Origin of the sequence: Massilia sp. PWRC2 (genome assembly GCF_049896725.1) — a bacterium.
Lineage (GTDB): Bacteria > Pseudomonadota > Gammaproteobacteria > Burkholderiales > Burkholderiaceae_D > JAFCUW01.
Window position 1 is genome coordinate 1 of the sequence record NZ_JAFCUW010000009.1, and the last position, 13,281, is coordinate 13,281.

Consider the following 13,281-nt stretch of genomic DNA (forward strand, 5'->3'; position numbering starts at 1 on the left):
ATTTGCTGGGGCGACCAGAGTTCCTTCAGATAGTGGCGCACCACTTGGAACAGCACGCCATCGGCGTGGAGTTTCGGTAGGCGGCGCGGTGCGACACGGCGCGCGCCGCTCTGCAAATGGGCCAGGTTGGCATCGTAGGCATTGCCACCGGGCGCACGGTGAAGTTCGCGACTGATCGAACTGGGAGCACGGCCAAGGCGCTTAGCAATGGATCGGATACTGCACTGGTCGTCCCGCATGGTCATCACGACGGCGCGCTCCTGTGTCGTCAGATGGGTATAGATTTTCGGCATGGCAGCACCTTACAGCAAAGGGTGTTGCACTTGGTTTTAGAGGCTGCCCTGACTTGTGACGTATAACTTTGATGGAAGCGCGAGTTCGTGAATCGAATAAATGAGACTTTTGATATCGGGGGCAACTGGGTTGGGCAACTTTGCCCGCAAAAATCCGGCAAACCCTTGCCACTACTGGGTTTCGCGGGCTGTTCAGTTGCGCCCCGGGCCACCAACATATAAAAACCAGGCCTGCGCGCCGGGTTTTCCCGGTCCCTGCGCCGATGGCGGCGCCGCTACACGCAGCTTCATGTGTAACTCTTGTAACTAAGCGCGCCAACGCACGCATGCATTGCTGGGCGGAACTGTATAACCAGCTGCATAGCCAACGGCCACAGCGCCGGCGCCTCCAGGCTGTCCTGAAAAACCAGGCACTGGATCCGCAACCACGACAAAGGAAGCACCATGAACCGATTCCAGACCACGCCACACGCCATCCTGCTGGCCACGATCGTAAGCGCTCTGCTGGTGGCACCGCTGGTAGCGAGCGCGGGCCCGTCGTCGCATGTGCAGTCACCGGTCAAGCTCGGCTCTGCGGCCACCTTTGCGCTGTTGAGCAAAACCGGCATCACCGATGTGTATGCCTCGGTCATTAACGGCGACGTCGGCACCAGCCCAATCACCGGCGCGGCAATCGGCCTGACCTGTGGCGAGATCGCCGCCGGCATCCTCTACACCGTCGATGCCGCCGGTCCGCTGCCCTGCAGTATCACGGCAGCGACCTTGCTCACTTCGGCAGTGAGTGACATGGAAGCGGCCTACAACGATGCGGCCGGCCGCAGCCGCCCCGACTTTACCGAGCTCGGTTCGGGCGAAATCGGTGGCAGGACGCTGGTGCCAGGCCTGTATAAATGGGGCACCAATGTCAAGATTTCGACCGATGTCACCCTGGCCGGCGGCCCCAATACCGTCTGGATTTTCCAGGTTTCCGGCGGTATCGAGCAGGCCAACGCCACCCGCGTCACGCTCACTGGCGGCGCCCTCGCCAAAAACGTCTTCTGGCAATCGGCCGGCGCGGTGTCGATCGGCACCACCGCCCACTTCGAAGGGGTGGTACTGGCCAAGACACTGGTCGCCGTCAAGACCGGTGCATCCGTCAATGGACGCCTGCTGGCCCAAACCGCAGTGACCCTAGAGAAAAACAGTATCACCCAGCCAGCGCCTTAGTCCCGCAGGCCTGTCACGCGGGCCTGCCAAACAGCCGGGCGGTCGTCTGAGGCCATTTAACCCATATCGTTATACACATCTTTTTTCACTAATAAAATCAATGACTTGCAGCCGAATTTCCTGGGCATCACGGGCATGGCGACGGACGCAGAATTGGTGCATTTGATACAAAATCCCCACTTTTTGCCCAATTTTTAGGCAAAACTTCACGAAAGTCTCCGCTCCGGGTTCAATTGGCGTTGAGCGAAAAAAGATGTGTATAACGAGGTGCATTTAACCCGCACCACCAGGAATACAAAAACCACCCGTGTTCGACTGGTTTTTTTTCGTCCATCGTGCAGCCAGATTTGCTCACATCCGCAAAAATAAGCCGATCGGATGAATCAAAAAATTCGCCCCAACCGACGCCGCTGGGACGTTAAAAATAAACGTTAAAAATAAACGTTAAAAATAAGCGTTAAAAAAGAAGCGTTACTACGGCGCGCGCCGGCGCTATTCGTTTCCCGCTGTAAGTGAGTTACTGCGAGACGCAGGAAATGTCCGTCACCGTAGCAGAGTATCGAATGATATTTCGTACTTGCAACTAAAATAATATCCGGTATACACTAGAAGGACGACTTACGTTACAGGGAGTACTGATTTATTATTTTAAATCACTGTCGATCACGACGTAACATTTAAGCCACTGGGGAAGGTAGTCCATAATGAAAAGAATGCTGCTGGGTTTCACCATCATCGGTGCACTGCAAGGCTGTTCGACCATTGGCGTTGACCAGATGACCATCGATAATGGCCTGGTGACGAGCGCGCACGGTGGCTACGGCTTCGATGAAATCCCGATGAACGAAATCCGCCAAAGTGGCGCTCTGGTCGTGATCACGCATGTGAAATGGGACCCGTTGGTGGCGGATGCCGGCATGCATGAAGTCAATTGGACCTGGTATGCCGATAACAAAGTGGTGGCGATCCGCAAGGCCGACATGCGATTCAAAAAAAGCCCGTTCCGCCTGTTTTGGCGAATTCCAGCGGCCGATTTTGAGCCTGGCCACTACCGCGTGGCGATTGCCATCGACAACAAGGTCGTCGATACACGCGAATACGATATCGTCAAATAAAAACACGGATCGCAGCGCCGCCGACTGCGTTGCTGAATCAGCGGGCCGCCGCCGCTTCGAGTCCGAAGGCCCGCCAGACCAGTCCATCGAGCTTGAGCGCCAGCTGGTCGGCCTGCCTGGATGGGGTTTTCGCATGGATTAATTTGGCCATGGCGATGATCGCTTTCGATGCCTCGAGCAAGGGATCGGGCAGCGGAAACAGCTCGACGTACTGGGTGATAAAACGCCGCCGTCCCGCATACAGCTTGTTATTGAAGCGGTGATCGTAAAACCGTTCGATGAAGGTCGAGTTGCCAACCGCGATCGCCAGCCACAGCAGGTCCTGTTCGGCGGCGTCGTCACACTGCAGCCAGTAACACTCGCCGTTGACCACGCCGCCATCGGTGTCGATCCAAAAAATCGGCTTGTCGGCAATGTCGGGAAAGACGATCTTCGGCAATGGCCAGGCGGCCGGGTTGTGCGGCACCCATAGCTCATACCATTGACGGCCGGCGTCGATCAGATAGCTGCGTGCGCTCAAGGTGTCGCGGTGTGCCGCCAGGTAGCGCGCCGCGCGCGGGTAAAGCGACAGATCGACCGCGGCGCGGCCCTGTCCGACCGACTCATGCGGGTAGAGTATTTCCTTGATATGACTGGCCCTGGCCGGCACTGCCGCCTTGAAGCGGCGCGCGCATTGTCGCGTGATCAACGGGCGCAGCAGTTCGGGCCGGCCACCAGCGAGCGCGTTCCAGTCGCTGCGCACAAATACTTTGTCGGCCGTCGATTTGACACCCACCCGGATTTTTCCAATTCGCCTGAAGGTATCCCAGGTATGGGCGGCGACGGTTGCTAACCAGTGATCGGTTGCCCCGGTGGCGACGCGCCAGGTGCCTTCGGCGTCACCGCCATTGTCAAGCAGGCCGTGACGCACGCGAAAACGGCGGCCGTCAGCCAGTGCAACGACGGTGTCGTCGTCAACGCGCAAGGCGGTGAGCGCATCGGCGACGTTCGCGCTGGCGGCGTCACGGGTCGCATAAATCGACGAATAGCGGACGCCGTCAGTGTGGGCTGAGTGCGCATCAGCGCTGCCGCGGGCGATGAGCAGCGACGGCAACACGGCCGCACCGAACAGTTTGGTGTCGCCCAGATCCCACGCCTGCAGCAGCCGGAAACGCGACAGCAGGGCCCGCCGTACCGCTTTGCCCGAGCGCGTGGTCATGAAGCGATTTGACGTGATCACGCCAGCCACGCCGTTTTCCGCCAGCACTGCAGAGATGCCCAGCAAAAACGGGTAGTAGAGGTCGACCCTGCCGGTCAGACCGAAATTGCGCGCCAGTTGCTGGGCCTGCTGAGCGCCGATGATCTGCGTGCGCACATACGGTGGATTGGCAATGACCAGGTGGAACGGTGCCAGCGTTGCTGCGGCCGGCTGGCTGCGGCCCTGCAATTCGATCACGCGGAGCAGAAAATCCTGCTGCTCAAGGCGCACCGCCAAGCCAGGAAAATGGGTGCGCAAGCGCAGTCCGGCCGCTTGCAGGGCGGGACCATCGATATCGTAAGCGAGCACGTCGATACGGCTTCTGACGGCGGCCGGCAAGCGCGCAATCAAGGCGTGCAGCAAGGCACCATCGCCGCATGCGGGATCAAGGATGCGAATGGGGCCAGTGTCGGGCAACTGCGCCACCTGCACCATGTGGTCGGCGACAAACGCAGCAAACGCCATCGGTGTATAGGTAGCGCCGGACGACTTCTGCTGCGTCACCTCGCCGTAGCGGCGACGCGGACCGCTGGCGACATCGAGGTGAGGTGGGCTATTCATTGCTTTAATTTTACGCGAAAGCGTCAGCGCCGCGCATGGGCTGCCCGCCGCCGCCAGCGCTGCAATGACATGGCATGAAACGCTGTTTATTACGCCACACGAGCGCGAACGGCAATCTGGGTGCATGATCGGGCTTTGCCTTCATTTGTGAACGGAGCAGCCAAGCATGATGTCCAGCCTTCCAGACCAGTTCCATGCCTTGGTGATCGGCGCCTCGGGAACCATAGGCGCAGCGTTCGTCGAGTTGCTCAGCGCATCGCCACGCTGCGCCTCGGTGACCGGCCTGCAGCGCCAGCTACCACCGCACCTCGACTTTGCCCACGAACACAGCGTCGCCCATGCGGCCAACGAGCTCGCGGCCGGCCCCCGCTTCCATCTGATTATCAATGCCGCCGGCCTGCTGCACAGCGAAGACTTCATGCCCGAAAAACGGCTCGCCGACCTGCATTACGCGCAGATGCACGCCACCTTCCAGGCCAACACCTTTGGGCCGGCGCTGGCGCTGCGCTACTTCGTGCCGCTGCTCGACAGCGAACGGGCCATCATGGCCATGCTGTCGGCGAAGGTGGGCAGCATCGGCGACAACCGGCTCGGCGGCTGGTACAGCTACCGCGCGTCAAAAGCGGCGCTCAATATGCTGATCAAGACGGCCGCCATCGAAGTGGCGCGCAATCAGCCGCGCAGCGTGCTGGTCGCCTTACACCCGGGCACGGTCAACTCGCGCCTGTCGCGCCCGTTTCGCGGCGACAGCATCGGCCGCCCCGCCAGCGTCGCCGCCGCCGACATGCTGCGCGTGCTCGACACCCTCACGCCCGCTGACAGCGGCGCCTTTCGCTCCTATGACGGTGCCGAACTGCCCTGGTAGCAGCAGGCCCGGGGCCGCTTAAAATAAGTGGCGCTCGCCAAAGCCAAAGCGGGGGGCGGGCTGATAGCGCTTGAGCCACATTTTCAGCTTTTTGAGGTCCTGAAAATTTTCGAGCTGGACCGTGATGGCATTCAGGCAGCGCCTGGCCCTGGCAATATCGGCGTTGAGGTTACTCTCGAGCGATCGGGGCGTCGGCCGCTGCATCGCCGCTGCGTCCACCGGCACGCTGACGCCGAAGATGTAGAGGTCGATTTCGCGCGCAATATCGCACAGCTGGCCATCGAGAATCTTGACGTACTGCTTGATTTGATCGACGCTGAGCCGGTCCAGACCGGCCTGACCGTTCTGTTCAACTTCGAGCTGCAGCTCGAGCAGACCAAGCAAATCATTGGCGGCATTCGCCACATTCACCCGCTGCATCAGGGCGGTCTTGCGGGCCCGCTCGCGCGGATCGCGCTCGCGGTCCGGATGCAATTGACTGACCAGCTTGCGATAGATATCGCGCACCGACTGTTTCAGCTTGAGCGCTTCGGCCGCCTGGCGCGCCAGCGCACTGGCGCTCGGCGGCCGCGGGGCGGGGCGCGGGCCGGCCCGTCCTGACTGCCCGGCACGCTGCTGCATTTGCGCCGCCAATGCTGCCAGCAGGGCTTCCGGCGAGCGCGCATCGATGCCGTCCTCGAGTGGCGCGCCCAACGCTGTCTCGACCATGGTCCTGAAGGCGTCGTCGGCGGTGCAGATGTCGGCAGCGCCGTCGCTGCCACTGTGCTGCTGATAGATCTGCATGACTTCCGGGTCGTCGTGCTCGGCAAGGATAGCGCGCGCCGTCTCACAGATCGCCTCGCTCAAGCTGGCCTGTTCGCGCTCGCTCAGCATGGCGTGGCGGCTGGCCTGATCGAACAGCATCAGCAAGGCCCGCTGTTGCACAGCCAAAGCCTGTTCCAGGGGCCGTAACTCGCGCTCGGCACGACTGTGCAGGGCCGGTATCGCCTCTTTCCAGACAGCCAGTTGCAGCCGCAAGGCCTCGAGTTTTTTGATGCGCGCATTGAACTGCTTGCGCACCCGCGCCTCGGCGCTCTTGCTGGCGGCATCGCTGCTACAAACGACAGAGTGCGTGGGCGGCTTCATCCGGGACGCTGGCACCAGGTGCGCGGGAGCTGTGCTGCCATCATAGCGCGCTGCGGCGCGGTCGGCACCGGGTTGTGCGTGTGCGTGCGCGCGCCGGCGGCGCTTGGGTTACTCTATACAGATATGACACTTGGCCACCCTCCCCTGGCAACGCTTGCACTGCGCGTCGACAAGCTCGATCAGCTGTTCAACGCGCTCGATCCGTCACCGTTTCTGACCAAGGACCTGGCCCATTCGACCGAGTCTTACATCGAACGCTGGGCGCTGCCGCTGCCCTCGGGCTGTCGGCTGCAGCTGACCATCGAAGTGGGCGAAGTCGACTGCGCAGAAGCCGCAAGCGAACTGATCGAAGACGCCATTCACCATCATTTCGGCGACAAGGCCACACTCGAGCGGGCAGAATTGCGCCTGCTGTTGCGACACGGCCGTATCAGCCTCGTCATCGGCCTGCTATTCGTCGCCGGCTGCCTGCTGGCGGCCGAAGCATTGACATCACCGGGCCAGGGCACGGCGCGCAGCATTGCCCGCGAAAGCCTGACCATCATCGGCTGGGTGGCGATGTGGCGGCCCGTACAAATTTTTCTGTACGACTGGTGGCCCCTGCTGGGCCGCATCAAATCGTTCAACAACTTGCAAGGCGCGCGGATTCGCGTGGTGGCACGGGCGACGGCTGGCCACCACGCCGATCAAGCCGCACAGTAGAAGATCAATTTCAGGGAACCCCGCACCGCCTGCGCTGTCTTACCCAGGGAGCCGCTAAAGTCTTCATGATGCGCTTACTTTCTGCAGCCTATCTACACCACACCACACGCCGGACCACACACCAGACGATTTGGGAGGCACCATGCAGCAACTAACGAATTGGAGCGATGCGCTGATCGCGTCGCTGACCGGGGCAGCTTCAATGTTCTTTGTTGCCGTCCCCCGCCTCATCGGCTTCGCCATCATCTTGATCGTCGGCTGGATGATCGCTTCGCTGATAGAAAAAGCCGTGGTAACAGCGCTGCGCGCGGTGCGCTTTAACGTGCTGGCCGAACGCGCTGGCCTGGTTGGGTTCATCCAAAAAAGCAATATGCAGCACGATGCGGCCAGCGCCATCGGCATCGTCAGCAAGTGGTTCGTGCGCTTGATGGTGCTGGTCGTCGCGTTCGACGCGCTGGGTCTGCCGGCCGTCTCCGCCATTCTGCACCAACTATTGATGTGGCTACCAAATCTGGTGGTCGCGCTGGTCGTGCTGGTCATTGGCGGTATCGCGGCAAATACCGTGAGCAAGCTCGTTCTCGGCAGCGCAGCGGAGGGCGGGTTGGACCGCCCTGCGCTGCTGGCCAGGGTCGCCAGGGTCGCCGTCTGGACGTTCGCCATCATGGTGGCCATTAATCAGGTCGGCATTGGCACCTCGCTCATCAATATCTTGCTGATGGCCGCTGCCGGCGCCGTGGCGCTGGCGCTGGGCCTGTCGTTCGGACTGGGCGGGCGCGACACGGCAGCCGGCCTGCTGCGCAAATGGTACGAACAGGGCACGGCCAATGCGGGACAACTGCGGCGCGCGGGCGACGACGCCACCGGTGACATCGACCTGCTGCGTCGGCAAGCTGGCATCGAACGACGTTCGCTGTCCGCCGATCGCCGCGGCGGCAGCGTAATGAAATAAGCCCGCCATCGTTCCAACGAGGAGTATTCATGAAATCCTGTGGCGCAGAGTTTCTTGGTACCTTTTGGCTGGTGATGGGCGGCTGCGGCAGCGCCGTGCTCGCTGCCACGTTTCCGCAAGTGGGCATCGGCTTGCATGGGGTTGCCCTCGCCTTCGGCTTGAGCGTGCTGACGATGGCCTACGCCATCGGCCCCATCTCCGGCTGCCACTTGAACCCGGCGGTGTCGGTCGGCCTGTGGGCGGGCGGGCGCTTTCCCGCTAACAAACTGCTGCCTTACATCATCGCGCAGGTAGCTGGCGGCGTTGCTGCCGGCGGCGTGTTGTACCTCATCGCCAGCGGCGCTCCCGGCTTTCAGGTCGCCAGTGGTTTTGCAACGAACGGCTATGGCGCCCATTCGCCGGGAGGTTATTCGATGACGGCGGCGCTGCTCAGCGAAGTGGTCATGACGACCTTCTTCCTGCTCATCATCCTGGGCGCCACCGACCAGCGCGCGCCGCCGGGCTTCGCCCCCATTGCCATCGGCTTCGCGCTGACCCTGATACACTTGATTAGCATTCCCGTGACCAATACCTCGGTCAACCCCGCGCGCAGCACCGCCGTGGCAGTCTATGTGGGCGACTGGGCCATCGCCCAGCTCTGGCTATTCTGGGTGGCGCCCATCGCCGGCGCCATGCTGGGCGCTGCGATGTACCGCAGCATCGGCGCCGGGAAAGCGGCACCCGTGGTCACCAATCCACGCCCGCCCGGCCACGCCGAGCGTCGCCAGCGACAGGTGCGCGGCAACAGCGGCCAGCGACAGGACCTCAATCCTGGTGCTTGATTCGCGTGCGCCTCGGATCGGCTGATCGGCTGATCCGACACCAGCCACCTTCTACCAGCTGCGCGCCTGAGGTGACGCCGCCAACGACCTCGCGCGAGCAGCGCCGGTCGGCGCGACCGCCTCAGTCGGGGCTGGGCAGGCCTGCCGCGATCGCCCCCCCAAAATTCAGTCCGCTGGTCCAGCGCCGCCGCGGACACCGTTGCCTGGCATTGCCAATTAAAAAGAGAGCAAAGACGGTCGCGGCGGGGCGCCATGCGCGCTCGGCCGGTCGTGCATGCCCGTCACCGCCAGCTGTTGCGACACGATGGACGGGCAGGCCTGCCGCCGCAGAGACTGCGGCCCGGCTCAATATAGCCGCCTGGCAACGTAAAATTGTACAGTCAGCTAAAATGGGAGGCCCTAATTTCTCCTCATTATGAAAGAGCTTCCATGTCCGATCTGATGCAAGCATTACACTGGCGCTACGCCACCAAGAAGATGAACCCGGCCAAAGTTGTGCCACAAGAAAAAATTGAGCACATCCTCGAAGCAGTGCGCCTGACGGCCAGTTCGAGCGGCCTGCAACCCTACGAACTGCTGGTCGTCACCAACCCGGCACTGCGCGCACAAATTCAGGCCGTCGCCTGGAACCAGGCCCAGGTGACCGAGTGCTCGCACCTGCTGGTGTTTGCCGCCTGGGACAACTACACCGCAGCGCGCATCAATGAAATGTTTGACTTGGTCAACACCGAACGCGGCACGGTCAATCCTGGCTGGGAAGCCTACCGCCAGCAGTTGCTCAACTCCTATCCGCAGCGCGATGCCGAAACCAACTACCAGCACGCCGCCCGCCAGGCTTACATTGGCCTGGGCAGCGCACTGATCGCAGCGGCCGAGCAGCACGTCGATTCGACCCCCATGGAGGGCTTCGACCCGGCCAAGGTCGATGAGATCCTGGGCCTGGCGCAGCGCGGCCTGCGTTCCGTCATCATCTTGCCACTTGGCTATCGTGCAGACGAAGGCGACTGGCTGGTCGACCTGAAAAAAATCCGTCGTTCACGCGCCCAGTTCGTCACCGAACTGGCGTAAACGCCGCAGTCAAAGCGGGCGCCGCTGCTGGCGCCCGCCGCGCAGCTCACCGCAATAGCAACCATTGCAGCGACTATGCCGACGCACGCAGCGCCTCGTGCTGCGCCATCGCCGGCCGCACGGCATAGTTGGTGACATCACGGATGAGTGCGATCGCCGCCTCCACATCAAACGGTTTGGACAGAAAGCCGTTCATGCCAGCCTCGCTGGCCAGCGCCTGCTGATCGACAAAGGCCCCCGCGGTCAGCGCCACGATGGGCAGGTTGGCCAGCGCGGGCAGGCGCCGAATTTCTCGCGTCGCTTCATAGCCATTGAGCACCGGCATTTGCACATCCATCAGCACAACATCGACCGTCGCGCCGTGCACGTGCAGCCAGTCAACCGCTTGCTGGCCGTTGCTTGCCTGCGCCACCTGGGCGCCCTCGGCCGCAAAGATGCGCTTGGCGACCTCGCAGTTGAGCTCACTGTCATCGACCACCAGCAAGCGCAAACCGGCCAGCCGCATGGCAACATGGCCGGGCCGTTGCGCCGGACTTCCATTGCGCGCTTGCATGGCCCGCGACACCGCGTTGTAGAGCGCCGAGGAGGTCACCGGCTTGTGCAGGATGGCATCAGCCAGTTCAACTTGCGGATGATGCAGCAAGGCCCGGCTGGTAAATGCCGTCACCAGGATGACGATCGGCTTGCTGCCATCGGCAAACGTGTGGCGCGCGGCCTGCGCCGTTTGCAGGCCGTTTTTACCGGGCATCTTATAGTCCAGCAATAAGACATCATGGGGCTGGCTGTCGGCCTGCTGCGCTGCCAGGTGCGCCACCGCGTCATCGCCCGACGTGAAGGTGGCGGCGGTCCAGCCGAGGGCGTCAACGACGCCATGCAGCGCTTCGCGCGCCACCGCATTGTCGTCGGCGATCAGCACCGACAAGCAGGCCATCTCGGGCGTGGCGACCCAGGTATCCTGGGCGCGCTGGAAGCGCAATTCGAACCAGAATTCGCTGCCATGGCCAAGTGCGCTGCTGATATGGAGCTCGCCTCCCATCGCCGCCACCAGACGGCGACTGATGGTCAGTCCCAGTCCGGTGCCGCCGTATTTGCGGCTGGTCCAGCCATCGGCCTGGGAAAATTCAGAAAAAATATCGGTCTGCTTGTCCAGCGCGATGCCAATGCCCGTATCGTGCACGCTAAAGCGCAGGCCCACGGTGTCGCCCTTGTCAAACACCTTGCGGATGGCCAGTGCTACCCGGCCCTGTTCAGTGAACTTGATGGCATTGCCGGCCAGATTGATCAGCACCTGTTCGAGGCGCAGCGAATCGCCGATCAACTGGCCGGTACCGTCGGGCGTGGCAGCAATGATCAGCTCGAGGTCTTTTTCCTGCGCGCTGGCCGACATGATGGTGGCCAGGTTGTCGAGCACGTCGCCGAGACGAAATGGGCTGGACTGGATGTCCAGTTTGCCCGAATCGATCTTGGAAAAATCGAGCACATCGTTGAGTATGCCCAGCAGCGAAGTACCCGCCATGCGCATTTTGACCACCATGTCGTGCGCATCATCGGGCAAGGCTGTGCCCTCGAGCAGATAGGACAGGCCCAGGATGGCGTTCATCGGCGTGCGAATTTCGTGGCTCACATTGGCAATGAAGGCACCCTTGGCGATGGTCGCCGCCTCGGCCACACTGAGGGCGGCATGCAGGGCTTGCTCTGCCTGCTTATGGGCGGTGATATCGGTGTAGGTCAGCAGCGTCCATTGGTTCTCCAGCGGCTGGCTGCGAATTTCCAGGTACAGGCCATTGCCCTGCTGCCGCTCGAAACAGACCGGCTGCCGCGCCTCCATGTAGCCGCGATGGCGTTGCAGTACCTCGTCCAATGTTTCATCGGGAAAGTCGCCCCTCGCATGCGTGAAGCGCAGCCAGTCTTCAAACTGCAACGGCATCGCGCCCTGCGTGGCATCGGGATAGGACAGCAAGGTGCCGATCAGCTTGTTGCGAAGGGTTACCTGCTGCTGCCGGTTTAATACCAGCACCCCAAACGGCAGCATTTCGAGCACTTCATTGAGCAGCGCGTTCAATTCGAGCAGCTTGTGCGAGCGCTGCGCCACCTTGGTCTCGAGCTCCTGGTTGAGCTGCCGCAGTGCATCCTTGGCCACCAACAGCGCATTGCGTTCTTGGTGCAACTCGGTCTGCTGACGGATCACGCTGTCGCTGAGCCGATTAAAACTGGTCAGCAAGCCGCGAATTTCGCTGTCTCCCGTCTCGTCCACATGTTGCAGCGCTTCACGGCCGCTCGACATCGCGTCCATCCGCAGTCCTGCGCGCAGAATCGGCCGCACCATCCGTCGGGTTAATAGAAAGGCGGACACAATCACCAGCAGCGATGCCGCCAGTGCCGCCAGCTTGAGCTCGAGCACGCTCGTCCGCACCGGGGCATAAGCGATCTTGGTGGGCAAGCCCAGCACCAGCGCCCAGCCGGCCACCGGCACCGCCACGCTGGCATACAGTTTTTCAACGCCGTCGACGTTGTTTGCTACAAAGGCATTTCCCTTACCCATAATTAATTGCTGGACCAAAGGAGTGTCCGGCAAGGGCGCCATCAGCCGGCGACGATCGGTGGAGGCGATCAACAGGCGGTCGCTGGTTCGAATCAGAAAAAAGCCGTTATTGCCCATGGTTGTTTGATCGGACAGGCGACCCAGAAAATTGTTCGATCGCATGTCGAAGTTACCGCACAATGCTCCCACAATGGCCTCGCTGGCGCCGGCAATCGGCACACACATGCTCATTCTCAGCCCGTTGACAGGGCGGCCGACGAATGGCTGGCTGATCGTCGCCTTGCCGGTGGCAAACAAGCGCTGCAGAAATTCGCGGTCCGCATAGTGAGCGCCCGTGCGTCCCGGCACCACGGGAAAATCGCCCAGCGCCGTTCCCGCGCGGTCAAAAATGACGGCCCCACCGGAAAACAGGGGGGTAAGCGAGCTGCGATGGCGCAGATAATCGGTCGCATAGCCTGGCTCGCTCAAGCGGCGCGCATCGAGCCCACTGGCATAGCCCGCCAGCACAGCGAAGCGATCGCCGATCTTTTCGTTGAGGTCGGCCGCTTGCAGCGTGGCCGCCGATACTTGCTGCTCACCGACAAAGTTCTGCTGGCGCTGAAGCATCGACGCCGACACAAATAGTACAACGCTCCAGATTGCCAGGATTGGCAACAGCAGCATCAGCATCAGCTTCGCCTGAAACGATTGCCGCAGCATGCTCAAGCGAATAATCGGCGTGGTCGGCACGCGGTCGGGCGACTCCATTGGAAGAAATTTCAAGTGCCGTCTCCATGACTGCTGCGGCACGGTGGCGC

The 13,281-nt window shown here is 61.7% G+C and carries 11 protein-coding genes; 7 read left to right on the top strand and 4 right to left on the bottom strand.

Annotated features, from left to right (window positions below):
- Positions 1-293 (bottom strand): transposase (locus ACP7BZ_RS17070; RefSeq protein ID WP_426115308.1); only part of this gene is annotated, 293 nt, incomplete at its 3' end.
- 444 nt (positions 294-737) lie between these two features.
- Between ACP7BZ_RS17070 and ACP7BZ_RS17075 the strand changes: the two genes are divergently transcribed.
- Both ACP7BZ_RS17075 and ACP7BZ_RS17080 read left to right on the top strand, forming a co-directional pair.
- On the top strand, positions 738-1,499 hold the full coding sequence (locus ACP7BZ_RS17075; protein WP_426115310.1) for an ice-binding family protein: 762 nt from the start codon (positions 738-740) through the stop codon (positions 1,497-1,499).
- Positions 1,500-2,212: 713 nt separating this feature from the next.
- The gene (locus tag ACP7BZ_RS17080) at positions 2,213-2,614 is read left to right on the top strand and encodes a hypothetical protein (protein WP_426115312.1); all 402 of its coding nucleotides are present in this window, start codon (positions 2,213-2,215) and stop codon (positions 2,612-2,614) included.
- Between the two features lie 37 nt (positions 2,615-2,651).
- On the opposite strand, the gene ACP7BZ_RS17085 is transcribed toward ACP7BZ_RS17080, so the two are convergent.
- Entirely contained in the window at positions 2,652-4,412 is a 1,761-nt protein-coding gene (locus ACP7BZ_RS17085) for an Eco57I restriction-modification methylase domain-containing protein (protein WP_426115314.1), read from the bottom strand.
- Positions 4,413-4,581: 169 nt separating this feature from the next.
- On the opposite strand from ACP7BZ_RS17085, the gene ACP7BZ_RS17090 reads away from it, so the two are divergent.
- Positions 4,582-5,277, top strand: coding sequence for an SDR family NAD(P)-dependent oxidoreductase (locus tag ACP7BZ_RS17090; RefSeq protein ID WP_426115752.1), 696 nt, complete (start codon positions 4,582-4,584; stop codon positions 5,275-5,277).
- A gap of 18 nt (positions 5,278-5,295) precedes the next feature.
- Here the strand turns inward: ACP7BZ_RS17090 and ACP7BZ_RS17095 are convergent, their stop codons facing one another.
- A complete protein-coding gene (locus ACP7BZ_RS17095; RefSeq protein WP_426115316.1) occupies positions 5,296-6,402 on the bottom strand; it encodes a hypothetical protein in 1,107 nt (368 codons plus the stop codon).
- Positions 6,403-6,525: 123 nt separating this feature from the next.
- On the opposite strand from ACP7BZ_RS17095, the gene ACP7BZ_RS17100 reads away from it, so the two are divergent.
- From ACP7BZ_RS17100 to ACP7BZ_RS17115, 4 genes are all read left to right on the top strand, one after another.
- Positions 6,526-7,104 carry a hypothetical protein gene (locus ACP7BZ_RS17100; protein ID WP_426115317.1) on the top strand — a complete coding sequence of 193 codons (579 nt, stop codon included), beginning with the start codon at positions 6,526-6,528 and terminating at the stop codon, positions 7,102-7,104.
- A 142-nt stretch (positions 7,105-7,246) separates the two neighbouring features.
- The gene (locus ACP7BZ_RS17105; protein WP_426115319.1) at positions 7,247-8,053 is read left to right on the top strand and encodes a mechanosensitive ion channel family protein; all 807 of its coding nucleotides are present in this window, start codon (positions 7,247-7,249) and stop codon (positions 8,051-8,053) included.
- 29 nt (positions 8,054-8,082) lie between these two features.
- Positions 8,083-8,874: an aquaporin Z gene (gene aqpZ / locus ACP7BZ_RS17110; RefSeq protein ID WP_426115322.1), complete on the top strand. Its 792-nt coding sequence runs from the start codon at positions 8,083-8,085 to the stop codon at positions 8,872-8,874.
- Between the two features lie 429 nt (positions 8,875-9,303).
- Positions 9,304-9,942, top strand: coding sequence for an NAD(P)H-dependent oxidoreductase (locus ACP7BZ_RS17115; protein ID WP_426115325.1), 639 nt, complete (start codon positions 9,304-9,306; stop codon positions 9,940-9,942).
- 73 nt (positions 9,943-10,015) lie between these two features.
- Here the strand turns inward: ACP7BZ_RS17115 and ACP7BZ_RS17120 are convergent, their stop codons facing one another.
- Positions 10,016-13,246, bottom strand: a complete 3,231-nt coding sequence (locus tag ACP7BZ_RS17120) for a response regulator (RefSeq protein WP_426115327.1) — start codon at positions 13,244-13,246, stop codon at positions 10,016-10,018.
- Positions 13,247-13,281 lie beyond the last annotated feature (35 nt).